Consider the following 24,773-nt stretch of genomic DNA (forward strand, 5'->3'; position numbering starts at 1 on the left):
ACCGATCGTCAGGCAGTCGTCAGGTGCACCACAGCCGTGGAGCAGCAGAATGGGACGGTCATCACAGCAGCAGGAACGAGGAACCACCCGTGCCGAACCAAACTTCTCCAGCCGTCCCCGCCCAGGTCAGCGAGCGGTTGGCGGAAGAATTCACCGGACAGCTCTCCGCCGCGGCGATCGATACCATCGTGCACGCCGCGGCCCGCGACCTCGAAGGCCAGATCGTTCCGGAAGCACTGGACGAAATGCTGCACCGGCTGGCCCGGTTCCGCCTCGTCCGGCTGGTCGACGCCACGCGCGGAACTCAGAACAGGCTTCCCTCGTCCTCCGGCCAGCCCCAGACCGCGTAGGAGCCCGGCAGTTCCCGCAGCCCCGCCACCTCCAGGCCGCGGGCCGGCGCGCCGCCTTCGCGTGCGCCGGACAACACATCGCGCACAAAACCCTCGACCACAGCGGGCGGCGGCACCGTCGCTTCCGTCAGCCGGGCAAGCACCGTTGAAGGCTGCCGACTCGTGTTCTCCAGCACGACTTTCCAGCCGCTGCGCGCGGACCAGATCGCCATCACGTCTCGGTCCGGATGGCGGACGCACCGGTCGGGCAGTGCCAAGTAGGCGGCTGGTCGTGCCCCGCCTTCGCAAGCCGTTCCCCTGGCGGCACCCGCAGGGCGTCGCCGATCGCGCGGACGTACGCAGCGAGCCCGAGGTCCTCCGGCGGCAATGGCCGTTCGCGGATCACCGGCGCGCGTCGCGGTCCGAGAGGCGGGCCAGCATCGTGTTGTACGCCCGTAGCGCGTCCTCGTCCTCGTCGACTCGAGTCCCGTCGCCGAGCTCCAGCGCGGACCGGCGCGCGTTCTCCAGCCACGATCCGAGGTCGTCGCCACGCTCGGCCGACCGGAGCCAGCCGCCGATCACGACGACGGCCAGCACGGCCATCAGCGCGTCGCCACCGACCCACATCATCGCGCCGCCCCAGTGCAGGTCTTCGACCAGTCCGGGCCCCCAGTGCCGGGCCACGGCCGCATAGGCGGGGAACGGCTCGTGCGGCGTCATCATCAGCGCGACCCCCACGACCGCGTCGACCACCATCGCGGCGAACAACAGCACCAGCCGCATCAAATAGGGCGTGGGACGTCTGCGCGGTCGTACCCCCAGGATCGGCAACAGGAGCAGCAGACCGGCGAGCACGTAGCCGGCTTCCTCGACTCCGTGCAGTGCCGGGACGGTGAGGGCGCCCTGCAGGAACGGGGTGAGGTGGGTGCCCACGACCACCACCGTGTACAAGGCGAACCCGCAGATCGGGTGAGCGGCTGCGGCGACGACCGCGCCGCCGCGGGGCAGCAGCTCGAACGGCTGCCCGAACAGCAGCAGCGCCGGAGCGACCATGATGAGCAGCAGGTGCTGAGCCATGTGCACGGTGAACAGCACCGAGCTGTAGGTGTTCACCCCGCTGCCGAGCGCGAACAGAACCACGATCAGGCCGGCGGAGAACGCGCACGTCCGCCGCGCCGGCCAGGAACCGGCCCGCGCCGCGGCCCAGCCGTACCCCAGCGCTGCGAGACCGACGGCGATCGCGCCGGCCACCGGCACGTCCCAGTCGGTCAGCAGCGTCCACGCGCCGAGTGGTGCCACGGTGGTCACCGGGGCTCGGCTCGGCCGATAATCATGCTTGGGGTAACTTTTGCAGTGAGCAACACTTGCACGATGCTACTCGGCCTGCTGGGCCCGGAGAGGAGCGGTGCGGATGACCTCGGTCGCCCCCGTGCGCTCGGTGGAACTGGCCATCGGCGGCATGACCTGCGCGGCGTGCGCGGCGCGCGTCGAGCGCAAGCTGAACAAGCTGGACGGGGTGCGCGCGAGTGTCAACTTCGCCACCGAACGGGCAATCGTGGAGACTGACGCCCCGCCGGACGAGGACGTGCTGCTGCGGCAGGTGAGCCAGGCCGGCTACACCGCCGAGGTGCTGCGGCCGGAGCGGATGTCGGCGGCGCGGGGCGACGAGGCCCGGCGGGTGTGGCGTCGCCTTGTGGTGGCGCTGTTGCTCGGCATTCCGGCGGCGGACCTGTCGTTCACCCTCGCGCTGGTTCCGTCGCTGCGGTTCACCGGCTGGCAGGCCGTGGTGCTCGCACTGGCCGCGCCTGTCCTGACGTGGTCGGCGTGGCCGTTCCATCGCAAAGCCGCTGTGGCGCTGCGGCACGGGAGCACGTCGATGGACACCCTGGTGTCGGCGGGGATCCTCGCGGCGAGCGCGTGGTCGCTGTATTCGATGTTCGGGGCGGACACCGCTTCCGGCGCCGACGGAGTGTGGGGGTTGCTGCTGCGGCCGGCCGGCTCGATCTACCTGGACGTGGCCATCGGCGTCACGGTGTTCGTCCTCGCCGGCCGCTTGTACGAAGCTCGAGCAAAGCGGACGGCCGGAGCCGCCTTGCGCGCGCTGTCGGAGCTGGGCGCGAAAGCTGTGTCCCTGCTCGACGAGCACGGTGGCGAGCGGCGCGTGCGCGCGGCCGAACTCAGAGCGGGTGACCGCTTCGTCGTCCGGCCTGGGGAGACCATCGCCGCCGACGGCGTGGTCCTGGACGGCGCGTGCACGGTCGACGGGGCCACGATGACCGGGGAGTCCGTGCCGCGGGACGTGACCGTGGGCGACACCGTGCTGGGCGCGACCGTCGCCCTCGGGGGCCGCCTGGTCGTCCGCGCCACCCACATCGGGGCCGACAGCCGGATCGGGCTGCTCACCCGGCTCGTCGAACGAGCCCAGCACGACAAGGCCTCCGCGCAACGGCTGGCCGACCGGATCTCGGCGGTGTTCGTCCCCGCCGTGGTCGCTCTGGCGGTGCTGACCGCGGTGGGCTGGGCGCTCGCGGGCAGCGGTGCGCCGCGCGCGTTCAGCGCCGGACTCGCCGTGCTGATCATCGCCTGTCCGTGCGCGCTGGGTCTGGCCACACCTACGGCGCTGCTGGTCGCGTCGGGCCGCGGTGCGCAGCTCGGGATCTTCCTCAAGGGGACCGCGCCGCTCGACTCGGCTCGCGAGGTCGACACGGTCGTCTTCGACAAGACGGGGACCGTGACCACGGGACAGCTCACCGTCACCGGAGTCCGCAGCGAGCAGTACGGCCGAGAAGAGTTCCTGCGGCTGGTGGGAGCCGTCGAAACCGCGTCCGAGCACCCCATCGCGGCAGCGATCACGGCCGAGGCCCGTGCTGAAGCGGGTGAGGTGCCCATGGTCGAGGAGTTCAAGTCGCTCTCGGGGCTGGGGGCACGCGGCAGCGTCGAAGGCCACGACGTGCTCGTGGGGTCGACCCGACTGCTTCGAGACCACGGCATCGCGCTGTCGCCAAGCTTCCACGACGACGTGAAGACTTGGGAACACGCCGGCCTCGGCGTCGTGGCCGCAGCGGTCGACGGCACAGCAGCGGGACTCATCGCGGTCGCGGACACCCTGCGCCCCACCGCGCCCGCGGCGATCTCGGCGCTGCACGGTCTCCGGCTGCGCACGATCCTGCTCACCGGTGACCGCGAGGCCACCGCCCGCACCATCGCCGCCCGAGCCGGCATCGACGAGGTGATCGCCGACGTGCTGCCCGACGGCAAAGCGGCGGTGATCGACCGGCTGAAACGTGAAGGCCGCACGGTCGCCATGGTCGGCGACGGGGTCAACGACGCCCCGGCGCTGGCCCGCGCCGACCTCGGGCTGGCCATGGTCACCGGAACCGACGTGGCCGCAGGCGCGGCGGACATGATCCTCGTGAGCACCGACCTGTCCGTGGTGCCACGGTCGCTGCGCCTGGCCCGCGCCACCACCCGGACCATCCGCGGCAACCTGTGGTGGGCGTTCGGCTACAACATCGCCGCTCTGCCGCTCGCCGCAGCCGGCCTGCTCAACCCGCTCGTCTCCGCCGCGGCGATGGCATTGTCCTCACTGTTCGTCGTGTCCAACAGCCTGCGGCTGCGCACGTTCGACGCCGACCGTCAGACCACAGTGGACCAGTAGGGCCAGAACGCCTGCAGCACCAGCACCACGACAACGACATACCACAACGCGAGCAGTCCACTGTGGACACGTCGGACGAGTCCGCCGAATACAGTCCCGCGCAGGTTGTGGAGCGTGGTGTACCAGAACGTGGCGATCGTGACGATCCACACGACCATGCAATACGGGCAGAGCGCGTGGATGCGGTACAGGCTAGCGAAGATCAGCCAGTGGACGAACCCGACGCCGAACGTGGCGCCGACCTGCATCCCGAACCACACCCAGCGCGGCGCTGTGTACCCAGTCAGCAGCACCACACCAAAAGTCACCACGACGGCGAAAGCCGCGATCCCGATCAGCGGATTGGGAAAGCCGAACGCGGAGGCCTGAGGGCTGTCCATCACCGAGCCGCACGAGATGACCGGGTTGATCGAGCAGCTGGGCACGTAGGCCGGATCGCGCAGCTTCGCGATCTTCTCCAGCGTGAGGGCGATCGCCGCGGCCAATCCGAGTGCGCCGCCGATCAGGTAAAGCCAAGCCGGCCCCCGGGTGGTGTTGCCGGTGGCGGTCACGAGGCCAGTGCCCGGTCGAGCTGCCCGCGCAGCTGCCGGGCGACCTGGGCATAGGTGGTGCCGGCCGGCGAGAACTTGCTGCCGTTTACGAAGATCGTCGGCGTTCCGGTGACCCCGGCTTCGTTCCCGTCGGCCTGCCCCTGGTCGATCCGCGCCTGCACCGCCTTCGAGGCCATGTCGGCGTGGAACCGGCCGAGGTCGAGGCCGAGGTCCTCGGCGTAGCTGTCGAACCGGGCCTGGGCACGAGCAGTGTCGTCACTGACGTTCTTGCCGTCGGCGGCCAGGGCCCACGTGGGGTAATCGCCGTAGAGCTTCTCGTACATCTGCCGGTACTTGCCCTGCAGCGCCGCGGCTTCGGCGGCCCGGGCCGCAGGGACGGCGAGCGGGTGCATGGGGAGCGGGAAATTCCTGGTGACGAACGTGATCCGGCCCGCGTAGTCGTGCTCGATGCTGCTGGTCACGTTCTGGTAGTAGGCCTCGCACACCGGGCATTGGTAGTCGAGAAACTCGACCACGGTGACCGCGCCGTTGTCCGCCTGGCTCAACGTGTGGCTGTCGGGATGGCGCAGGACGTCCGCGGCGACGGTGCCGGAGCTCGGCGCGGGCTCGTCCTTGCGGTTGAACACCAGAACACCACCGATGACCAGCACGGCGACGACGATCACGGCGATCGTCGTCCACGTGTTCGCCGACAGCCCTTTCCCGGTTGTCACCGGGTTGCGTTTGTTCCGTGCCATTTCTCGAAGATGTCCTTTCGTAGTGTGTCCGGGACGTCGAGGTCGGCGCGATCCCAGCTCGCCAGCAGCGCGACGAGCACGGCGAGCAGGACGAGTTCGCTCACGACCAGCGCGAGGATCCCGGCCAGCCGCTGGTCGGCGTGCAGGTCCGGGACCCAGGGCAGTGCGAGGCCCTGGTACATGGCCGCCGCGGCCGGGCCGTTTCCGAGCACGCGGTGGCTGGTCACCACGGCCGCACCGAACACGACGTCCGCCGGCATGGCGGCCAGGACCACCCCGAGGCGGGCGATGTTCGGCATCAGGCGCGGTGGCGGATCGGTACCGATCACCGGCCAGAAGAACAGGTAGCCGGCCACCAGGAACCAGCAGTCGATCGCCAGATGCGCCCAATGGAAGCGGACCGCGGCGTCGAAGACTCCGGTGAAGTAGAGCCCGAACGGGGAGCCGGCGAACAGCAGCAGCGACGGCACCGGATGAGTGAGGAACCGTAGCGGCCCGGTGCCGATCAGCACGTCCAGCCGCGGTCGAAGGCCGGGAGCGGACGCTCTGAGAAGACCGAGCGGTCCGCCCAGCGCCAACAGCGCGGGAACCAGCATCGAGAGCACCATGTGAACGGTGAGGTGCACGCTGAACTGCGCGGCCGCGTACCGCCCGAAGCCCGACGACGTCGCGAACAGGAGCACGAGGCAGGCGCCCAGCCACGCCAGAGTGCGAGACCACGGCCATTCACCCGCGCGGCGCGCCAAGAGCCAGTACCCGATGGCGAGCACGACCGAGAGCGGGCCGAACACCACATCGGGGCGCCAGTCGACGAGCAGCCGCAGCAGGGTCGGCGGTCCGGTGAGGTCGTAACCCAGCACCACCTGTCCCGTCGTGGCCGCCCGCGAAAAGAACTCGGGCAGCGGGAGGTGTGTCAGATCCACGGACGCCGCGAAAACACCGGCCAGCGCCGCGAACTCGGCACCCGTCCAGGCGAGCCAGCCCGGACGGCGACGCAGCCGGAAGCCCAGGACGCCGATGCCCAGGACCACCGTCGCCTTCCCGATCAAGACGAGCCCGTAGCCGGATGTCCAGCCCGTGGCCGGGACCAGCACTCCGGCAAGGACCAGCCCGCTGGCGACGAGAACGAGCCAGCACCCGACTGCGGCACGGTGGTACCTGAGCAATGCGGAACTATCGGGCGCCGGGCGTCGGCGCAGCACAGCGAAAAGCAGTCCCAGCCACACGCACGCCGTCGGGACGTGCAGGATCAGTGCGCCCAGCGCGAGGTCGTGACCGACGTCGGCCGAACCGTGCCCCGTCACGACGGGAGGCAGCACGGCCAGGACGGCGACCGCCAGCAACGCAACCGATGTGGTCCACCGGAGGGTGCCCTGGGCGCCCAGAGCGGTCACCGCTGCCAAGACCGTCGTCACAAGCCAGGCACGCGGTTCCTCAGTCGCCCCCATGAGGTCGATCAAATGCTCAGGCACAAGCACATCGCCCAGCCGCAGCCCAGCGGCGTTCGCCGCGGACAGCGGCACCTCGACGAGGGCGGCCAACATCCAGCAGGCGGCAGCGGCGGACGCCACGCGCAGCTCGCGGTACGCGTCGGGCCCCACCGATCCGGACGGGCGCGGCCGCGTGCAGAACACGGTGTAAGCGAGCGAGCCCACACAGATCGCCGCGGCGAAGTCGGCGACCAGCCTCGCCACCGGAGCCCCGACGGCGACCACGACGCCCGGGTCCCCGTCGCCCACCGCCAGATACGGCCCCGACCCCGCGAGCCACGCCGCGACGCCGAGACCGACGACCGCGACGGCACTGGCCGTGGCCACGCGCCGCGTGATCACCGCGCAGCCACCAGCATGAACGCCATCCCGCCGGCCATCGTGGCGAGCATTGCCCGGGCCCCGAGGTCGGTGCGGGTGACAACCGCCGGGTTCCGCGCGGGTTCGGTTCCGGTACGGCCCTGGTGGATCCGCCCCCACACATCGAAAACCCACGCCAAACCCTCGATGGTGAGGTAGGCCGCGCAGAGCTGCGCCAGGAGGCCCAGCCGCGCCGGCGACTCGGCGCACATCGCGGCCATCACCAGGAAATCCGCCGTCGACAGCACCCAGCGGTGGTGTACGCGGCGGTCACGCCACCACAGACTGACAGTTGTCACGGCGAGCACGGCCCCGCCGGCCGAGAACAGCACTGCGCCGGCCTCGTAGAGGCTCGGATGGGCCATTCTCGGCAGCGCGTACATCGCCGCCATGGCCGCGGCCATCACCGTGTGCCCGGCGTGCCACCAGCGCTGCCGGCCGTCCATCGCGACGACGTGAGCGAGGTGCACGACAGCAGCGCCGGCGAGGACGGCCACCCAAGCCAGGCGGGCCCACTGCGGCAGCATCGACGTCACGTGGCCGCCGTCGCGGGGTCCAGGGCGGTGAGGACCGCCTGGTGGGTGATCCACCCGCTCAGCCGGTGTTCTCCTTCCAGCACGGGCAGGCCCGTGCCGGGAGCGTTGGTCAGCGCGGTCAGGGCGTCGGCGAGGCTGGTCTCACAGGTCACCAGCGGGGGCAGCTCGGCGAGGTCCCCGACGGTGCCTTCGTGATCGTCGGCGAGCGCTTCGGCGACCGCCCGCGCGGTGACGCATCCTTGGTACCGGCCATCCGATCCGACCACCGGCAGGATCCCGTGACCGGACACGGCGAGGGCGTGCGCTGCGCGCTCCAGCGCCAGCCCCCCGTCCAGCGGATCCGGCAACGGTTCGGCAACCGCCGCCACCCGGGTCTCGGCCAGCCGGCGAGCGTCCGGGTGCCGGTCGAGGTCGACACCTCGGCGGCGCAGTTTGAGCGTGTAGATCGTGTCGCGGCTCAACGCCCGGCTGGTCGCGGTCGCGATCACGATGGCCGTGAGCATCGGCAGGATGATCGTGTACTGCCCCGTCAGCTCGAACAGCACGATCACCGCTGTGATCGGTGCCCGGGCCGCTCCGGCGAAGGCCGCGCCCATCCCGATGAGGCCGTAGACCCCCGGTGAGGCGGTAAGATCCGGCAGCCAGGCGTGGGCGACGATGCCGAACGCAGTGCCCGCCATCGCCCCGATGAACAACGACGGCGCGAATACCCCGCCCGAGCCGCCGATGCCGATCGTCAAGCTAGTCGCCACGATCTTGCCCACCAGCAACAGCAGCAGGAACCCGATCACGTACTTGCCCTCGACCGCGTTCTGCAGCACCGGATAGCCGACCCCGTACATCTGGGGCAACAGCAGCAGCAGGCCCCCGAGGAACACCCCGCCCACCGCGGGCCGCAGCCACTCCGGACCGCGCCACAGCCAGTCGCACAGATCCTCGATCAGGTAGAGCACGCGGGTGAACAGCACACCACACGCCCCGACGATCAGCCCGAGCACGATGAACAGCAGATACTCGACCGGATTGCGCAGGGTGAACGGCGGCAGGTCGAGGAACGGCACGTTGCCGAACACCGCGCGGCCCACCACGCTCGCCGTGACGCTGGCCAGCACCACCGCACCGAAGGACTCCGCGGCGAAATCGCGCAGGATCAGCTCCATCGCGAAAAAGGGCCCGGCCAGCGGCGCGTTGAACGTCGCCGCGATCCCGCCCGCGGCACCACACGCCACCAGCACCCGCAACCGCGACTCCGGAAGCTTCGCCACGCGCCCCAGCGTCGAGCCCAGGGCCGACCCGATCTGCACGATCGGCCCCTCTCGTCCCACCGAACCGCCCGACCCGATCGTCAGCGCGGACGCGAGGGCCTTCACCGCGCTCACCTGCACCGGGATCCGCCCGCCCCGCTCCGCGACCGCGTACATCACCTCCGGCACCCCGTGGCCCCGGGCTTCCGGTGCGAACCAATACACCAACGGCCCGTACACCAGCCCCGCGACCACCGGCGCGAGCAGCAGGAACCACGGTCCGAGCTGGGGAAACCACGGGTGCGCCTCACGTCCCGCGGCCGAATAATCGCCATGCCCGGAGAACACGTGCGTGAACGTGGTGATCAACCACCGGAACACGACCGCACCCAACCCCGCGCCGGCACCAATGACCAGCGCCAGGCCGATCAAGCCGGTCGTGCTCTCCCGCAACCACCGACCCAACAGCTGCCGCGGAGGAACCACCAGTCGCCGACCTGTCACACCATTACCTCCAGACACAGTTGCAGTATGCAACACTTGCCGTGAGTAACAGCTGGCGGCCCACACTACGGTCCGCCTGCGTCGACGACGTCGCCGCGCGGATCAAGCCGCGTGGTGGCCACCGGGAGGAGCCCCATGGTTGGCGTGCGCCAGTTCGACGAGCGCGTGACCCTCGACCGCGCCCTGGACCTCTTCACCGAACGCGGCTTCCGCGCCACAACGATGCCCGAGCTCGCCACCGCCACCGGCGTCCAGCGCGGCTCCCTCTACCACGCCTACGGCGGCAAAGAGGAGATTTTCCTGCTCGCCTTCGGCGCGTACACCTCCCGCTTCCTCGCCGGCGCAGAAGCAGCCCTGGACCGGCCCACGAAGCACGCCGCGGTGCTGTCCTTCTTCGAGTACTGCATCCAAACCTTCACCGAGGGCCGTCCCTCTCACGGCTGCCTCTCCACCCGCACGGCGATCGAAGCGGCGAATGAGGTGCCCCGGGCGGAATCCGCAGTCCGCACCATGCTGAACAACCTGGAGACCATCATCTTCATCAAACTGTCTGCTGCCGACGACGGCGCGTCCCCTTCCGTCGACCTGCGCGCAGCCGCCCGCCTGATCGTCACCACAACCCGCGGCCTCGCAGTGATGGAACGCGCGAACTACTCCCCGACCGAACTGAAGTCGATCGCGGAAAGCCTGGTGACCTCACTGTTCAGCCGCTGAGCCCGCCGGCTCCGCAGTGAAGCCGCACCACGTCAGAAATCAAGGCAGGGTGCGAATTGCACCGTGACTCGCGCTGGTGTGACTCGTGGGCGTGGCCATTTGCGCAAGCGGGACCAGGTCGACGTGAATCGCATTTTTTCTCGTGCTTGACGCGATCGGGCCACCGGGGATGTGCTGGACCTGGCGATGGATCCCCCCGGGCCCGCTGGGCCGAACCGCCTCGCATGAGGCTGATGGCTTCCTGGTGCAGACGTGTGACGACCACTCGTGCCAGGAGGACGCAGATGACCACGAAGAGCTCCGAGCGGGTTTTGCGGCTGTCGATCTTTGTCGGCGACGGCGACCTCTGGCACCACAAACCGCTCTCCACGGAGATCGTCGACCGCGCCCACAATGCCGGCCTCGCCGGCGCGACCGTCATCCGCGGCATCGAGGGCTACGGCGCCACCTCCCGGATTCACACCCAACACGCGTTCCGGCTCGGCAACGACCTCCCCATGCTGATCACGATCGCCGACAGCGAAGAGCGGATCAGGGCCTTCCTGCCACAACTGGACGACCTCGACATGAGCGGGTTGGTCACCCTCGACGAGGTCGAGGGCATCCGCTACACCGCACCCGAGCGCCCACACACCCACTGGTGGCAGCACACCGAGTAGGCAGACGGTACCCGACACGAGGACTCCCGGGCAGGAGGCGCGACCCATGCAGCTCACCGAAAAGGCGTTGCGCACCTTGATCTTCCTCGGCGAGGACGACACCTGGAATCACCAACCACTGCACCACGAAATCGTGAAACGTGCCCGCGAAGCCGGCCTTGCCGGCGCGACGGTGCTGCACGGCTGCGAAGGTTTCGGCACGACATCACGAATCCACACCGACGAGATCTTGAGCCTGACCGAGGACCTTCCCATCGTCGTGATCATCGTCGACACCGAAGACAAGTCCGCGCGTTCCTGCCCGAGCTCGACGAGCTCATCGCCGATGGCACAGTGCTCCTCGACGAGGTCGAAGTCGTCCGCTGCGAAGGGGCACCCCGAGCATGACCCATCGCGCTCGGCTGCGGGGGCTCTCGGTTCCGACGCACTCGATAGTGACGACAAGACTTCACAAGTCGGAAATAAGACACCGGTCATTGTCCTGTTGCGCTCAATCGACGACCCGGCCTCGGGGCGGCATTGTCAGCCACGCGCCAGTCCACGCGCGCCGCGACCAGCAATGACGCGGGAGCTTGGCCGAACGGACTACCGTCGACGCGCGGCTCCGACTCAGCGGGACCCGGCGAGCGGTGGGAGGCTGCAGCGGCATGTCTCCCAAGCGCACGCGCGAGATTTCGTCAACGGGACTTGTCAACTCCTGTCGCGGGATCGGTCGGTGTCGCGAGTTCGGTGTAGACGTCGGGGATGCCGTCGCGATCCTGGTCTCGGGTTTCAGCGTCGTGGATGCGGCGGTACACGCGGTTGCGGGCACGGAGCACGATCGTGGCGAGCAGCGCCGCGATGAGGGAGCCGGTGAGGATGGCGATCCGCGCGTGGTCGTCGGCAGGAGTGCCGGTTCCGAAGGCGAGTTCGCCGATGAGCAGGGACACGGTGAATCCGACACCGCCGAGCAGCGCGAGCCCGGCGCAGTCGATCCAGTGCAGACCTTCGGACATGCGGGCGCGGGTGATTCGGGCGGTGAGCCAGGTCGCGCCCAGGATCCCGAAGGTCTTGCCGAGGAGCAGCCCGGCGACGATGCCGAGCGCGACGGGGTCGGACAGGGCATTGGTGAGCCCGGTCCAGCCGCCGAGCGGGACCCCGGCGGCCATCAGGGCGAACACCGGCACCGCGACCCCGGCCGACAGTGGCCGGAACCGGTGCTCGAAGTGCTCGGCCAGACCGGGGCCGGCATCGGGGCCACCGGCGGCCTGGCTGCGGACCACGGGGACGGCGAAGCCGAGCAGGACGCCGGCGACGGTGGCGTGGACCCCGGAGGCGTGCACCAGAGCCCATGTCGCAACCGCCAACGGCAGCAGCAGCCACCAGGACCGGACCCGGCGTTGCACCAGGACGGTGAAGGCGGCCAGCGGTGCCAGCGCACCCAGCAACGGCCAGAGTTGGAGGTGGTCGGTGTAGAAGCCGGCGATGATGACGATCGCGATGAGGTCGTCGACGACGGCCAGGGTGAGCAGGAAAGTGCGCATCGCCGCGGGGAGGCACCGGCCGACCACCGCCAGCACCGCGAGAGCGAACGCGATGTCGGTGGCGGTGGGGATCGCCCAGCCCTGGAGGGCTCCGCTCCAGTTGACGAGCAAATAGATCAGGGCGGGGAGGGCGACACCGCCGACAGCGGCGGCTACGGGAACAGCAGCGCGGCGGGGATCGCGCAGGTCGCCCGCGACGAACTCCCGTTTGAGCTCGAGGCCGGCGACGAAGAAGAAGATCGCGAGCAGCCCATCAGCCGCCCAGGCGCCCAACGACAGGTCCAGGTGCAGGGCGGCCGGACCGATGGTGAACGAGCGCATTGCCTCGTAAGCCGGCGCCCAGGGGGAGTTCGCCCACACCAGAGCCACCACCGCGGCCGCGAGCAGCAGCGCGCCCCCGATGGTCTCTTTACGGAGAATGTCAGCGATACGTCGCGCTTCCGGCCAGGATCCGCGGATGAAAACCGCCCGGTACCGTGATGGGGTCGAGGTCATCGCCGCTCCAGTCGGTCGGGTGCACGTCACATCGCCGACCAGACTTCCCGGCACACCACAAGCGAGCTTAGGCGGCTTTTACGGTTTATGTACAACCGAACCAGCCGGACGGCGCGTTGTTCTGGCCCAGCGCCCACTGGACTCCTCGCTCGCGCGCAACCTCTGCACAGCTGGCGCCCTGCCATTCGCCCACGGCTCAGGGTGGGCGGCGACGAGCGTCGCCCGACGGGCGCCGCTGGTTGGCCACGAGATGAGCTGCGTCCTGACGGCGGGCTTGCTCCAGGAACACTTCGGCGGATCGGCCGCCAGAGCCCTGCCGAGCGACCGCAAGCAGCCCTGGCTCCTTGCCCCCAACCTCGACACGGACCGACGCTCCCACGGACTGCCAGCCGACCGCACTATTCCCGCATCCAGCACCGCCAGGCGCTTCCGCCTCCGGCGGTGAGCCCAGCCCGCCGTTGACACCGGCGACGCCAAGGCCGGGCGGGGCCAGGTACCAACGCCAGGAGCACCCCGACGAGGGGCTGAAGAAGAGGTCGGGACGCCAGTCGGTGACCAACTGCAGCAGCGTTGCGGCGGGGAACGCCAGCTCGTTCAGCGCGAACACCGGCTTGCCGGTGAGGGTTACAGTGAACTCTCTGCAGTCGAGCGGCGGGCTGAGGGGCACGAGATCGTCGGGCTGCTGCACGCGAGTGTGCAGTCCTCGCAGCCGGGCACCACCCGCGAGATGCTGTCACGGGTCGAGTCGTAGCCGGTTTCGAACGTGCTCCACAGCACGCCGTGGTCGCCACCGAACGGGGCACGCGCGAGCCGTGCGATGATCGCTACCTCTGAGAACAGGTGGTCGCTCGCCGGGGCCAGCCAGGCCACGACCGGCGCCCTCATGTAGATCACTCACATCCTCGGTGAGTTCCGGGGCGATGCGCAGTTCACGGCCTGGGCCTGCAAATTCGCCATCTTCGAGGTCTCGACGAAGGTCGGCCGGCGCTGCTGGCAGGACCACCGAGTGTTTCTCGACGAGGACGAGACGAATCGCACGCGAGCCCCGGTCGGTGACGAATCACCCCACCAGGTGCAAGCCGTCGGGCTTCGAAACGCCCCCGTCCAGGCCGTCCAGGCCGTCGAGAACGTGCTGACCGAACACCAGCGGCGTCACCAGCGCCAATCGTAGGAGGTGCACTCGTACTTGTCCCGGTATCGAGGTCGGTTCGATTCATCACGCCTTCGAGCACGACGAATGACCGCCCGGTACATCCAACGAATGTCGCACCGCACACGACCAGATTGCCGCAACGGGGACGGCCGACGTGGCGATTCCTCGGCGACGCCAACGCGAGACGACCGTGCCGAACCCGCCCCTACGGGGAGCAATCCGAGCCTACGACCTGCGGAGAGACGCGTTTCACCAGGTCGAACCAGGTGCCACACTTCCCTGACACGGAAGAGGTCACTGGTTCAATCCCAGTATCGCGCACCAGCTGAAACCGCAGGTCAGAAGCCCTGTCCCTCCCCGGAGGGGCGGGGCTTCAGTCGTCGGATGGCGATGATCCGGCGATGGCCCCAGGCCCGGGCCCGATCGTCCGTCGAGACCGCAGGTGCGGGAACCACGACACCAGTTTCGCCCGTTCCCCCGGATACAGCGAAGCCAGCGACCGCAGCCAGCGCTCCTCCAACGCGTCCAGGATCTCGTTCACCATCGCCGGGGTCACATGGTCGTATACCCGCGCTATCCCCTTCATCTTCTGCCCCAGCCGCGCCCGACGGGCCACCTCCGGGATCCCGTCCTCGGTCAGCCACGTGGCGTGGGCGTGCCGGCCCTCGTGGAAGGTGAACGTGGGCAGAATCGGCGGTCGCCGCTCCCCCGCCCCGGACTCGTCGAGATCCACTCCGTCCCACGCCGGACGCCAGAACCGGATCCGGAAATTAGACCGCCGCCAGGGGTGCCCCTCCGCCGTGGACAACACAAAGGGATGCCGATGGCTGTCCATCAGCTCCTCGTACAACACCGCGATCCCCGACGGCAGCGCCACGAAGCGAGTACCCGCCGGTGTTTTCGTCCGCCCCTTCTTCGGCCGGGCGTTCCCGCGCCGTGCCGGAGGCCGCTGCCGACCCGGCGAGTGATCGCGATCACTCTTCCGGCCGCCCAGTTCGACGAGGTGCCGCGCGGCCGTGGCGGGTCGACGGCGTCGGCGACGCTGCGGCCGATGATGACGATGTCCCAGTCCCGGCTGGCGAACACGCCTGAGTCGATGGCACTGAACCCGCCGCTGACGGCGACGGGGAGTTCCGTCCAGCTGCGGACCGCGCGGGCAACGTCGAGCGGGGTTGCGCTGCCGATACCGATGTCGATGTTGGTGGTCACCGTGAAGCCGTCTACGCCGGCACGTTCCATATCCGTGATCCATCGATGCGTGGCGTTGACAGGAGTGTCGAGCAGGATCGGGACCGCAAGCCGACGCCCGGCATCAACTGCTGCTCGAACGCTGGCGGTGGTCGCAGGACCAATGAGCTGAACGATGTCTGCCCCTGCATGAGCGGCGAGGAGCAGGCTCGTCGAGCAGGGAAAACGCAACGGCCGGTGGCTCGTTGCCCGCGAAGCCGCCTACATCTGTGAAACGTCGCCCGACGATGAACCTCGCCTTGCCCGCGAACGCTTCCGCCGCAGGCGAAATCGCTCCGACGCCGACTTCCTTGATCAGAGGATCGCCAACTTCGATCAGGTCTGCCCCCGCGTTGGCCGCAGCACGAGCGACGGTGACTGCGTCTTCGATGTTGTGCATGTCGAGCGCGATCTGAATGGAACGGCGGGTTGAGATGACCGGTGCGGACTTCTCGGAGGATGGTGCGCAGGGCACGGTGGTCACCTCGCCGTCGTCGGAGTTCGGCGATTTCGTGTGGCGGTTCGCCGCTGTACAGGATTCGGAGTCGGTCCTGTGTCGGCTCTACGTTTCCGGGCGCATTTCGCCAGGTGGCCGATGTATCCATGATGGACAACGCGCAGTCGATCAGTTCTTTGCGCCGGGGAGGTATGCCAAGGCGATCGAGACCCCGCAGCGCGCGGTCGCGCACATGCCAGTTGTTGTCTTCAAGCAGGATCGTCAGGAAGTGGATCGCGGCGTCTCCGGGAGCTCGGGTGACGACGGGAGCGACCGTGGCACGGACCTTGTAGTCGGCGTCGGCGATCAACCGCGACATGACCGTGAGGCCGGTCTCGTCAACGGCGACGGTCTCGTCGGAGAGGGCTTCGGCGAGTGCCGCGCGCACTCGCCAGTCCGGGTGGCTAAGAAATGTCTCGAGCGTCGTGTCGCCGGCGTCGCCGAAAAACAGGTAGAAGTGGCGTGCGAAGAAGGTTGCTTCGCCGCTGTCGGCGAGGTTGGTGCTGTCGAGAAGCGTGTAGGCGTCGACACTGTTGAAGGTTGTTTCGACGAAAGTCCCGATGTCGGGCCAGATTTCTGTGCCAAACCTGCGGAGGAGTGTCAAGAGCCACCGGTAGCTGGTGCGCGCGAGCGCGTTGTGGGTGTTCGGGTTTCTCAACAGGGCCCGACTCAATGCGGGATCCTGACTGGTCGCCGCCCGGTCGGCGCACGCTCGCAGCACTTCGGAAGTCGCGAAGCGAGTGCGCTCTGCTCCCGTCATCATCAACGGGACTGTCGAGACGAGCGACGCCGTAGGGGCGGTCGCCACGAAATCGAGGATCTCTGGCGCGACGGCGTCGAGGCGCTGCAGGACGAGGTCGTAGATACTGCGCGCCGTCCCGGATGTGGCCGCGCGGTCGGCCAGTTCGTTAAGTGCCCTGACCGTGTTCACGGATCGGCCTTGTTCGTGCAGGCGATCAGCAAGACTGGTGCTGAGGAAGAATTCGCACAAGACGTCGTGGGTGAACTCGCGCTTCCCAGAGTGAGTTCGCCTGATCACCGTGGCGGGCATGCGCAGGGGCAGTTCCGGCGCGGTGGTCACGGCGGCGCTGGTGAGGCCGGCGAGGGTTGGCGGAACCTCGTCCTCGCTCTGATGTTGAGCCAAATGGGTGAGCAGGGCGATGCGCTGTTCGACAGCGTCTGTGTCGTTGCCGAGGACGCGGCGAACGCAATGGTCGATGAGGGCGTAGGTACTGAGGTCTCCGCGTGTTGCGTCGGGCGGAGCATCGAGAGCGAGGGTCATGTACAGCGGTGTGCGTATGAGGTGCTGCACTCCGGCGGGGAGTCCACTGAATGGAACATCGGCCGCGCGATCCCAACGGGCCCGGGCTTGAGCGGTGGTCCATGGCTGGATCGTGTGGTAGCCGGCGTGTTCGCCGCCGTGGTTCTCCTTGAACAAGGACGCGTGCAGCAACGGGTGGGCGGTGGTCTCGATCGCCGGGGGGCTGCGGACGGTCAGCACGAAGCGCAGTGCACTGGTCGTGACCTGACGCAGAATTGCGTCGACCTGGCGTCCGATCGCTGCAAAGGCCTCATGGGTGGCGGTGCCGTCGATGACTACCAGGAACGGCCGGGTGAGCTGGGCGCTGTGGGATTCGAGGCTGAGCAGGGCGTCGTCACCGCGGGGGATCGACGTGTACCGCAGGATCTCTGCGGCGACGTCGACGGTGGCGAGCTCCCAGCTGGCCAGGGTGAGCAGCTGGCAGTCGATGGAGGGCCCGAATTGCCGAGCCAAGTACTCGATGAAGGTCGTCTTGCCCGTCCCCGCAGCCCCGGTAACCAGGAACACCCGGGCTGACGAGGTCACGAAGCCTCGGACCGCGTCCTCGATCGGCTCTGGCGGCGCGTACGGCACTGCCGGCGCCAGTCCGTCGCCAGCAGCGTCGAGGAGGACTGCCGTGCGCGTGGCCGACCCTGCGCCGAGGCGGCCGGCCGTGACGTTGCGTTCGCGGTCGAACAGGTCCCGTTGCTCCGGCGAGAGTCTGCCCAGCTCGGTGTTGAGCACATCGATCGTGTCGGTCTGGAGAGCGGAGTCACGGTCGGGCTTTTCCCACGTGACCACCGAACTTTATGAGTATCCGAGCCGCTTGGCGAAATCACGCTGGTTGCGGTTCAGGACGGTACGCAGCAGTTTCACCTCGCGTGGTGTCCAGGTCGGCTGTCGGTTCACTGCGGGTTTGCCTCCGTGAGATGGGCCGATCACGCATCTTCGCCGAATCGCCAGCGTAGCGGGCCGTGTACGCGCGGCTGCTGATCGCGGCTGATCACTCCACGAGCAGCCAGGCCTTCCGGCTCGTCCGTCAACGAGGTGCCGATCCCGGGTCACGCCACCGCGGGCGCGGTACCGATTTCACAATGAGCGGACACCGTTCAACACTGGCCGCACATTCTTCGCACCCGTTGGGTGTCAAGCCTCTCGCCTTCACGCACATTCATGTGCCTTTTGTACGCGTCCGGAATCTGCTGCACAATGGACGAAGACCGGGAAAACAGAAGCCATTGAGAGCGAGCACATGTCCTACCTCCTGCGCATCGACGCGTCCCCGTCGACCGAATCGTCCTTCTCCCGCCTGGTCGCGGACACGTTCGAACAATCCTGGACCGGCGACGTCATACGCCGGGACCTCGCGCTCACCCCGGTCGAGCACCTCGGTCAGGCGGGAATCACCGCTCGCACCACACCGCCGGGCGAACACACCGCCGAGCAGGCTGCCGCGGCCGCGCTGCAGGACGAACTCGTAGAAGAATTCCTCGGTGCGAGCGCATATCTCTTCGCCGTCCCGATGTACAACTACTCGATTCCGTCGGCTTCAAGGCCTGGCTGGACCAGACCATGATCGTCGACCGGACCATCGGGATCGGACCGGATGCGGCACCCTCAGCCGGCCGGCGCGCCGCCATCATCTCCGCCCGCGGCGGGGGCTACAGGCCCGGAGCCCCTCAGCACGGCAAGGATTTCCTCGTCCCCGCCCTGAAAACCATCCTCGGCGACCCCATCCCTCATGGCACTCGACGTGCACGTGATCACACCGGAACTGACCTACGCCCCCACTGTGGACGCGCTCCGCCCACTGCACGCCCTCGCCCGAAATACGCCACCGAAATGGCCACCGGCCAACACGTAGCCTGACCCACCTGTAAATCAAAGAACGGAATTCTGTCATGTACAAGCCCCTCAAGGCGCACGACGCAGCTCTGGTCCTGATCGACCAGCAGATCATCTCCATGACGACGATCAAGACTCAGTCGCCGGAGGTCGCCAGGCACAACACCATTGCCCTGGCGAAAACGGCGTCGGTCCTCGGCATCCCCAGCGTGTGGACCAGCAGCACCGAGGACGAGAACGAGGACTGGTGGATGCCCGGCCTCGAGGAAATCAACCCCGAGGCGTACAAGAACCGCATCAAGCGGACCGGGATCGTCGACTCGTGGAACGATGCGAGGTTCGTTCGGGCGGTGGAGGCGACCGGTCGGCGTACCCTGATCATGGCGGGCACCACCAACGACGGATGCCTCCTCTACACCGCCCTGAACGCGCGGAAAGCCGGCTACGAAGTGCACGCGGTGCTCGACGCAGCCGGATCCCCTTTCCAGTTCTCCGAGGACGCCGCTCGCGTCAGGATGGCGAACGAGGGCGTGATCCTGACCGCCACCAACACCGTGATCGGCGAACTCGCGCTCGACTGGTCCACCAGCACCGGTAGCGCATTGCGTCAGATCCTCGCCGAGACGTTCACCTCCACCTTGGGTGAATTCGGCCTCAAGAAATAAAAAAGCACCTCGCCGATTGATCACGAAAGGAGAAGCTGATGCGGATCGAGATGTGGTCGGACATCATCTGCCCGATCTGCGGGCTCACCCAGAACCGCCTGCACCGGACCGTCGCCGGCTTCGAACACGGCGACCAGGTCGAGGTGGTGCACCGGTCCTTCCAGGTGCACCCCGGCCTGCCGCCGGAAGGCGTGACGCAGACTCAGCTCAGTCTCAACGCCGGCATGACCGTCCCCCAGATGGAGGCGATCCTCCGGCCCATCGAAACCGCGGCGGAAGCCGAGGGGTTCACCCCCTACCGGGCTATCGACCGCACGCTCGGCCCGACAGATCTCACCCACGAACTTCTCGCGTACGCGACGGAAAAGGGCAAGCACCACGAAGCGTGGACCAGGATGTTTCGCGACCACTTCGGGGCAGGACGCCAACTGTGGACGCTTGAGCAGCTGGTGGACTTCGCCGGCGAGATCGATCTGGACCGTGAGGAAGCCAGGGCGGTCCTGAGTTCCCGCCGCTACCGTCGCCAGGTGGAGGCCGAGCAGGCGCGTGGCGAGCAACTCGGCGCCCGCGGTACGCCGTTCACGGTGATCGACGGGAAGTACGGGATTTCCGGCGGAGTCGACGCGTCCACGCTCCTGCGCGCCATGGAGCGGGCCTGGGCGGAGACCCGGCCATCGCTCACCTTCCTCGGGGACGGTGATCACTGCGGTGTCGACGGCGCATGCGCCGTCTGAGGGCGCATCGCCAGGCGAAGCTGAACGATGAGATGGCCGGGGCCACAAAGGCGCCGGCCATCGGCTCAGTGCGGGTGCGGGTGCGGGTGCGGGTGCGGGTGCGGGTGCGGGTGACCGGCAGGACGTTCGGCCAGCAGTTCCGACAAGGCCTCCACAGCACCCGCGTCCACCGTGCCGTTGTCGACCAGCACGTCCTCGAGCGCGGCGAGCCAGTGCCGGTAGTAGCTCCACTCGCCGGACGGCGCGGCCTCCCACGCGGCGATGCGCGCGATCAGCGCGGCCTGGAAGGCCGACCACGGGAACACCGCCGCGTCATGCAGCGCGATGGCAACCCCGAACGCCCGGCTCTCCCAAGGTTCGGTGAACAGCAGCTCACCATTGCTGCGCGGCGGCGCGGCCGGTCCGTCGATGTCCAGCGGCAGAAAGTTCGTGACGGCCGAACAGCGGCCTGTCTTATTCGACACCACCACGGGCCGGAGCCTTCCGATCACGGGTCTCGACTCCGGCGGGGACTGCGGCTTCGGTGCCGACGGCGTCGTGGTTGCCAAGTACTCAGTCAGTGGCGCATCACGGCAAACCCGCATTGTCGTCTCCGGGCTCGACGGTCGAAGCCGCTGGCGTAGCACCTGTCCCTTCGAAGCCCGGATCCGGACCAACGGCGGCGGCCGAAGCTGGCTGGCCTTGCTCGAGGGCGTAGCGGAGGAACCGAGCTTCACCGGCGAACTGCTGCGGACGATACCCGACGTCGCCGACGCCAAATATGACGAAAACGGAGGCTTAGTGGCGATCAGCCCCTCTGGCGCAGTTCGATGGCTAGCCGGACCGCAGTGAACTCCAGTCCAAAATGCCAGTAGCAGCTGACGACGGATGCCCACGGCCGCAGGTCAAAGGCATTGCGCGAACGGCTCTCTACCCCAGCCGTTCCACGATGGAGGCCAAGACCGGGCCGCTCCGGGGAGAGCTGACCGACCTGAACGTCCTGCACGCCGCTCCCCCAACCCGCAACACCGGGCGCTCCGGCGGCGTCTCCTGCTGCGCCGCACCACACACCATCCGACTCTTTCCCTGACGTTCTCAGTGAGGATCAGCGGACGCCGGTCGTGCCAAGTTCTCGACGACAGTCCACTGGCGTGGCCTCACCTCGGCGGTGCTGAACCGGGACAGCTCCTGGCGGCGCTTCCTGATCTGGTCGGCGGGGCAGGACATCTTCGACCAGCCCGCCGCACAGGTCATCGTTGCCGGGATCCGCGCCTACCGCGCCCGGGTCCCGTTCCAGACCTGCCCGCGGGAGGAAGACCTGCGCGCGATCCAGGTGCCCGTAGTGGCGCTGTTCGGCGGCCGCAGCGTCGTCCACGATCCGGCCGCCGCCGCAGCGAACCTCCGCACACTCCTCCCCCATGCCGAGGTCGACCTCCTGCCCGAAGCCGGGCACTACCTCTATCTCCGGCCCCCCGACCGGCAGCGGATTCTCGGAGTGATCAGCACTGCCCGTCTTCGGTGATGCCGCGCACGTGGCTCGTTCGGCGGCCGCCAGCCTAGTCCGCGCAGCGGCAGGTGCCGCGGAAGTTCTCGCTGACCTCGACGACGCGGACGCCATCGACCGCCGGGCTGAAGTCTCGAACCCGATCGTTGGACGCCACACCCGACGCACCGGCCTGTTATCGCTTGGCCCGGTCAGCGGTGTGGCGCCGGCAGGTGTGGCTGTCCAGCCCGGCGCTGCTTGTGCGCAGCATCGCCCAAGCCGGGCAGGGCGCCGTGTCCCTCGTCGCCGACCAGATCACCCCACTCGACCTGAAAAGCCTCGCAGCGGCGTCCCACGACTTCCGTTGAACGCCGTACGCTCGGGATCAGCTTTGCTGACGCAGTCCGGTTGAGTTGGCTGGCTTGTCCCCCATGCGCGTCCTTGCCTTCGTGCTGAGCACACCAAGCACTGACGCTCAGATGGCTGGCGACGCCCGGCATCTCGGACGGCGCCTGCGGGTCCGCACCGGCGCGTCGGGCCGGCAACAGACCACGAGGAGCACCTCAACCCGGGAAGACTGGTGGGCTCGCGTTTCAACCGTCGCGAGTTCTCCGTCCACGCGCTGTCAGATCGCTGTCGCCGGATCGAATCGATGAGGCGTGAGCGGCCTGACGGGGACGTGCATCCACAGACGCAACGGAAGATTTCCCAGCAGGTACCGCAGTTCAGCCTCACCGTCGGCGCACCGGAACCCCACTATGCGGGGAGCGTCGCCGTCGCTGGTACGCCACAGCCGCTTGACCAGGCCCTCGGGCGCATAGCGGGTGATCATCGCGGCTTCACCCTGCTCCAGGTGGTTTCGGGTGTCGGGGTCAGGTCGTCCGGGAGATGGGTTCGCATCTCGACCAGGAACGCTTCCATCGTACGAGCGTCTGGTTTCTGAGGGCGGCTTGATCCGGGATCTCTATTTGGTGCTCGGGATTAGGCTGTCGCCACAACAGGTAAGCCTTGGCGGCGAGGGCGAGTTGTTCTTCTGTGCCGTGACCGACTCCGTTCAGGAAGTGGCCGCCGACGTACTTCATGCCTTCGAGGGCATGGCCGCCGGGGCCATAGGCCCAGCCACGCTCCAGAACCTCGTCGAGCCAATCGCGCAGGATTCCCGGGGCGCTGTACCAGTGGATCGGGCACTGCAGGATGATCCGGTCGTGCGCAGCCAGCTGTGCCTGTTCCCTGGGCACGTTGATCCGGCCGTCGGTGAGGTCGTCGCTGAGAACGTGGACGTCGACGGCGCCGCTTGCGGAGAGAACATCGGTCCACGCACGATTCACGCGCGAGTGGGCGAGATCCGGGTGAGCGACGACGGCGAGGGGGCGCGTCATGTTCACTCTCCTTCGCTGACGGCTTCGGCTCAATGGAGTCCCACGCTGCGCCCGGTGGTAGCGAGGGCGGTGAGGGCCGCGGCGATCAGAACCGCGCCAAACAGTGCGACGGCGATGGAGAGCCCAAACGCGTCGGATGCGTAGCCGACTAGGACCGAGAGGATGCCGGCGGGGATGTAGCCGCCGATGTTGAGCACCGCGTTCGACTCGGCGCGCTTGTCTGCCGGGACGTGGGTCGCGATCAGGGAGAGGCCGGCCAGCTGGCCCAAACCTTGTGCAGCGCCGGCGAAGAGAGCGGCGATGACCACGAGCGCAACAGTCGGCACGGCGGTGACGGAGAGAACGATGGCCACCATCGCGGCGATCGCCGCGACCGAGCTGAGTGCCAGGTGGACGCGCGTGGTCAGTCGTGCGACGGCGAACTGCACCCCGGTGGCCACCAGGAACATGGCGCAGGCGACGGCACCGGCGACGAAGGTCCCTGACACTCCGACGGAGCGGAGCACGGTCGGCCCCAGGGACAGGACGAAGGAAGTCGCAGTGATGCCAGGCGCGAAGGCGCCGATGCCCCACCGCAGCTCGCGACGGTTCTCCCGCGGAGCCGCTGGCCAAGCCAGCAGCCGACTGGCGCCCGGCTGGGCCGGGCGCTTGAGAGGCAGCAGGATAGCGACAATCAGCGCGAGGAGTTCGATGCCGAGCACGATGCCGAAGACCAGGTATTGGGGTGAGCGGGATCCCGCCGAGGCCACACCACCGGCCAGTAGCGGTCCCAGTCCCGCGCCGAAGACCATTGCGACAGAGGCGACGAGCGAGCCGGTGCGCTTGTGGTGGCCGGGGGCAAGGTCGACGGTTGCTGCCATGCCTGCAGTAACGGCGGCCCCGACCGCGACACCCGCCAGGAGCCGAGCGACCAGCAGCCAGATCACACTCTGGGCGCTCAAAAACAACAGCGAGGCCAGCGCTGCCGAGGCAAGCCCGGGGACCAGCACGGCTTTGCGGCCGAACCGATCGGCCAACCGCCCGGCCACGACGAGAGCGGCGATGAGCCCGACCATGTAGGTGGCGAAGATGACGGTCAGCATGCCCGAGCCCACGCCCCATTCGGCCTGCCAGTGGGCGTAGAGCGGCGTGGCGGAGTTGGACAGCAGAAAGACCGCGGTGACGGTGCCTGCGGCGCCGATCGACCTGCCCAGGCCACCGGACACAACAGGGTGCTGCTGTGGCGAGCCATCGTCGGGTTGGCCAGCCCTCACCTGTTCGACTATACTCGTACTAGTTCGCATAAATTCGAACAGTAGGTAGCAGTACGAGAAAAGTCAAACAAGGATGTTGGACCCGTGACCGAGCTCGCATCGACTTACGCCAACCCGTCCGACGAGGCAGGACTGCCGCCTCGTCTTCCAGAGCCGAGCATCGAGGGGATGCAGCTCGACCGCGTCTTCGCAGTGCTGTCTGAGCCGCTCCGGCTGACGATCGTGCAGCGACTGCTGACCAGATCGGAGGAGTTTGACCACACTTGCGGCTGGTTCGAGTTCGACCGACCCAAATCGACGCTCACCCACCACTTCAAGGCCCTTCGCGAGGCCGGCGTCATCACCCAGCGGCAGTACGGCCTGGAACGGCGGAGCCGCGTACGACTCGAAGATTTGAATATGCGGTTTCCCGGACTCATCGACCTGGTTCTGGCGTGGAGGCCGGCTGCTACATGAACG

26 protein-coding genes and 1 pseudogene are annotated in these 24,773 nt (G+C 68.2%); 11 read left to right on the forward strand and 16 right to left on the reverse strand.

The genetic code is table 11. The features are described from left to right. The first annotated feature begins 89 nt into the window (after nucleotides 1–89). Nucleotides 90–350 (forward strand): hypothetical protein, encoded by a 261-nt coding sequence (locus K1T34_RS49010; RefSeq protein ID WP_220241607.1) that lies wholly within the window; start codon nucleotides 90–92, stop codon nucleotides 348–350. Here K1T34_RS49010 and K1T34_RS49015 read toward each other — a convergent pair. Together K1T34_RS49015 and K1T34_RS49020 are read right to left on the reverse strand one after the other, a co-directional pair. Beyond that, complete coding sequence (locus K1T34_RS49015) at nucleotides 305–718, reverse strand: DUF6292 family protein (RefSeq protein ID WP_255638861.1); 414 nt, start codon at nucleotides 716–718, stop codon at nucleotides 305–307. The genes K1T34_RS49010 and K1T34_RS49015 overlap by 46 nt on opposite strands. Nucleotides 719–731: 13 nt before the next feature. Further along, the gene (locus K1T34_RS49020; protein WP_220241609.1) at nucleotides 732–1,637 is read right to left on the reverse strand and encodes a cytochrome c oxidase assembly protein; all 906 of its coding nucleotides are present in this window, start codon (nucleotides 1,635–1,637) and stop codon (nucleotides 732–734) included. A gap of 103 nt (nucleotides 1,638–1,740) precedes the next feature. Between K1T34_RS49020 and K1T34_RS49025 the strand changes: the two genes are divergently transcribed. Then, complete coding sequence (locus K1T34_RS49025; protein ID WP_220241610.1) at nucleotides 1,741–3,987, forward strand: cation-translocating P-type ATPase; 2,247 nt, start codon at nucleotides 1,741–1,743, stop codon at nucleotides 3,985–3,987. Here K1T34_RS49025 and K1T34_RS49030 read toward each other — a convergent pair. The 5 genes from K1T34_RS49030 to K1T34_RS49050 are packed head-to-tail and all read right to left on the reverse strand — an operon-like array spanning nucleotide 3,966 to nucleotide 9,358. Further along, on the reverse strand, nucleotides 3,966–4,538 hold the full coding sequence (locus tag K1T34_RS49030) for a vitamin K epoxide reductase family protein (protein ID WP_220241611.1): 573 nt from the start codon (nucleotides 4,536–4,538) through the stop codon (nucleotides 3,966–3,968). The genes K1T34_RS49025 and K1T34_RS49030 overlap by 22 nt on opposite strands. After that, complete coding sequence (locus K1T34_RS49035; RefSeq protein WP_220241612.1) at nucleotides 4,535–5,275, reverse strand: thioredoxin domain-containing protein; 741 nt, start codon at nucleotides 5,273–5,275, stop codon at nucleotides 4,535–4,537. The genes K1T34_RS49030 and K1T34_RS49035 overlap by 4 nt, the downstream gene beginning before the upstream one ends. Further along, nucleotides 5,248–7,092, reverse strand: a complete 1,845-nt coding sequence (locus K1T34_RS49040; protein WP_220241613.1) for a cytochrome c oxidase assembly protein — start codon at nucleotides 7,090–7,092, stop codon at nucleotides 5,248–5,250. The genes K1T34_RS49035 and K1T34_RS49040 overlap by 28 nt, the downstream gene beginning before the upstream one ends. 11 nt (nucleotides 7,093–7,103) lie before the next feature. Next, nucleotides 7,104–7,652: a DUF5134 domain-containing protein gene (locus tag K1T34_RS49045; protein WP_255638862.1), complete on the reverse strand. Its 549-nt coding sequence runs from the start codon at nucleotides 7,650–7,652 to the stop codon at nucleotides 7,104–7,106. A 5-nt stretch (nucleotides 7,653–7,657) separates the two neighbouring features. Beyond that, entirely contained in the window at nucleotides 7,658–9,358 is a 1,701-nt protein-coding gene (locus tag K1T34_RS49050) for a chloride channel protein (protein WP_370643572.1), read from the reverse strand. A gap of 195 nt (nucleotides 9,359–9,553) precedes the next feature. Here K1T34_RS49050 and K1T34_RS49055 point away from each other — a divergent pair, with 195 nt between their 5' ends. The 3 genes and pseudogenes from K1T34_RS49055 (at nucleotide 9,554) to K1T34_RS49065 (ending at nucleotide 11,169) form a co-directional block, all read left to right on the forward strand. Then, entirely contained in the window at nucleotides 9,554–10,123 is a 570-nt protein-coding gene (locus tag K1T34_RS49055; RefSeq protein ID WP_220241616.1) for a TetR/AcrR family transcriptional regulator, read from the forward strand. Between the two features lie 284 nt (nucleotides 10,124–10,407). Further along, nucleotides 10,408–10,782 (forward strand): DUF190 domain-containing protein, encoded by a 375-nt coding sequence (locus K1T34_RS49060; RefSeq protein ID WP_220241617.1) that lies wholly within the window; start codon nucleotides 10,408–10,410, stop codon nucleotides 10,780–10,782. Nucleotides 10,783–10,828: 46 nt separating this feature from the next. Further along, nucleotides 10,829–11,169: pseudogene (locus K1T34_RS49065) on the forward strand (DUF190 domain-containing protein). Between the two features lie 290 nt (nucleotides 11,170–11,459). Here K1T34_RS49065 and nhaA read toward each other — a convergent pair. The 5 genes from nhaA to K1T34_RS49090 all read right to left on the reverse strand — a co-directional run bounded on the left by nhaA (nucleotide 11,460) and on the right by K1T34_RS49090 (nucleotide 17,777). Next, nucleotides 11,460–12,800, reverse strand: coding sequence for a Na+/H+ antiporter NhaA (gene nhaA / locus K1T34_RS49070; protein WP_220241618.1), 1,341 nt, complete (start codon nucleotides 12,798–12,800; stop codon nucleotides 11,460–11,462). A gap of 196 nt (nucleotides 12,801–12,996) precedes the next feature. Then, nucleotides 12,997–13,488, reverse strand: coding sequence for a hypothetical protein (locus tag K1T34_RS49075; protein WP_220241619.1), 492 nt, complete (start codon nucleotides 13,486–13,488; stop codon nucleotides 12,997–12,999). Nucleotides 13,489–14,326: 838 nt separating this feature from the next. After that, a complete protein-coding gene (locus tag K1T34_RS49080; RefSeq protein ID WP_255638128.1) occupies nucleotides 14,327–14,830 on the reverse strand; it encodes a hypothetical protein in 504 nt (167 codons plus the stop codon). Beyond that, on the reverse strand, nucleotides 14,788–15,162 hold the full coding sequence (locus K1T34_RS49085; RefSeq protein WP_220247890.1) for a hypothetical protein: 375 nt from the start codon (nucleotides 15,160–15,162) through the stop codon (nucleotides 14,788–14,790). The genes K1T34_RS49080 and K1T34_RS49085 overlap by 43 nt, the downstream gene beginning before the upstream one ends. A gap of 11 nt (nucleotides 15,163–15,173) precedes the next feature. Continuing rightward, entirely contained in the window at nucleotides 15,174–17,777 is a 2,604-nt protein-coding gene (locus tag K1T34_RS49090; RefSeq protein ID WP_220241620.1) for an AAA family ATPase, read from the reverse strand. A 451-nt stretch (nucleotides 17,778–18,228) separates the two neighbouring features. On the opposite strand from K1T34_RS49090, the gene K1T34_RS49095 reads away from it, so the two are divergent. The 3 genes from K1T34_RS49095 (at nucleotide 18,229) to K1T34_RS49105 (ending at nucleotide 20,220) form a co-directional block, all read left to right on the forward strand. Further along, nucleotides 18,229–18,552 carry an NAD(P)H-dependent oxidoreductase gene (locus K1T34_RS49095; RefSeq protein WP_220241621.1) on the forward strand — a complete coding sequence of 108 codons (324 nt, stop codon included), beginning with the start codon at nucleotides 18,229–18,231 and terminating at the stop codon, nucleotides 18,550–18,552. Between the two features lie 325 nt (nucleotides 18,553–18,877). Next, nucleotides 18,878–19,486, forward strand: a complete 609-nt coding sequence (locus K1T34_RS49100) for an isochorismatase family protein (protein ID WP_220241622.1) — start codon at nucleotides 18,878–18,880, stop codon at nucleotides 19,484–19,486. Between the two features lie 38 nt (nucleotides 19,487–19,524). Beyond that, nucleotides 19,525–20,220, forward strand: a complete 696-nt coding sequence (locus tag K1T34_RS49105) for a DsbA family protein (RefSeq protein WP_220241623.1) — start codon at nucleotides 19,525–19,527, stop codon at nucleotides 20,218–20,220. Nucleotides 20,221–20,285: 65 nt separating this feature from the next. Here K1T34_RS49105 and K1T34_RS49110 read toward each other — a convergent pair whose 3' ends face one another. Next, nucleotides 20,286–20,690 carry a nitrile hydratase accessory protein gene (locus tag K1T34_RS49110; RefSeq protein WP_255638129.1) on the reverse strand — a complete coding sequence of 135 codons (405 nt, stop codon included), beginning with the start codon at nucleotides 20,688–20,690 and terminating at the stop codon, nucleotides 20,286–20,288. Between the two features lie 677 nt (nucleotides 20,691–21,367). On the opposite strand from K1T34_RS49110, the gene K1T34_RS49115 reads away from it, so the two are divergent. After that, nucleotides 21,368–21,721: an alpha/beta fold hydrolase gene (locus tag K1T34_RS49115; RefSeq protein WP_220241625.1), complete on the forward strand. Its 354-nt coding sequence runs from the start codon at nucleotides 21,368–21,370 to the stop codon at nucleotides 21,719–21,721. 164 nt (nucleotides 21,722–21,885) lie between these two features. Next, a complete protein-coding gene (locus K1T34_RS49120; RefSeq protein ID WP_220241626.1) occupies nucleotides 21,886–22,050 on the forward strand; it encodes a hypothetical protein in 165 nt (54 codons plus the stop codon). A gap of 257 nt (nucleotides 22,051–22,307) precedes the next feature. Here the strand turns inward: K1T34_RS49120 and K1T34_RS54315 are convergent, their stop codons facing one another. Genes K1T34_RS54315 through K1T34_RS49135 form a run of 3 tightly spaced genes read right to left on the reverse strand, consistent with a single transcriptional unit; the run spans nucleotide 22,308 to nucleotide 24,266 of the window. After that, complete coding sequence (locus K1T34_RS54315) at nucleotides 22,308–22,514, reverse strand: muconolactone Delta-isomerase family protein (RefSeq protein WP_255638130.1); 207 nt, start codon at nucleotides 22,512–22,514, stop codon at nucleotides 22,308–22,310. A 40-nt stretch (nucleotides 22,515–22,554) separates the two neighbouring features. Further along, nucleotides 22,555–23,061, reverse strand: a complete 507-nt coding sequence (locus K1T34_RS49130) for an NAD(P)H-dependent oxidoreductase (protein ID WP_220241627.1) — start codon at nucleotides 23,059–23,061, stop codon at nucleotides 22,555–22,557. Between the two features lie 29 nt (nucleotides 23,062–23,090). Next, nucleotides 23,091–24,266 (reverse strand): MFS transporter, encoded by a 1,176-nt coding sequence (locus tag K1T34_RS49135; protein WP_255638131.1) that lies wholly within the window; start codon nucleotides 24,264–24,266, stop codon nucleotides 23,091–23,093. A gap of 132 nt (nucleotides 24,267–24,398) precedes the next feature. Between K1T34_RS49135 and K1T34_RS49140 the strand changes: the two genes are divergently transcribed. Next, nucleotides 24,399–24,770 (forward strand): helix-turn-helix transcriptional regulator, encoded by a 372-nt coding sequence (locus K1T34_RS49140; protein WP_255638132.1) that lies wholly within the window; start codon nucleotides 24,399–24,401, stop codon nucleotides 24,768–24,770. Nucleotides 24,771–24,773 lie beyond the last annotated feature (3 nt).

This window comes from Amycolatopsis sp. DSM 110486 (assembly GCF_019468465.1).
In the GTDB taxonomy this organism is placed as follows: domain Bacteria; phylum Actinomycetota; class Actinomycetes; order Mycobacteriales; family Pseudonocardiaceae; genus Amycolatopsis.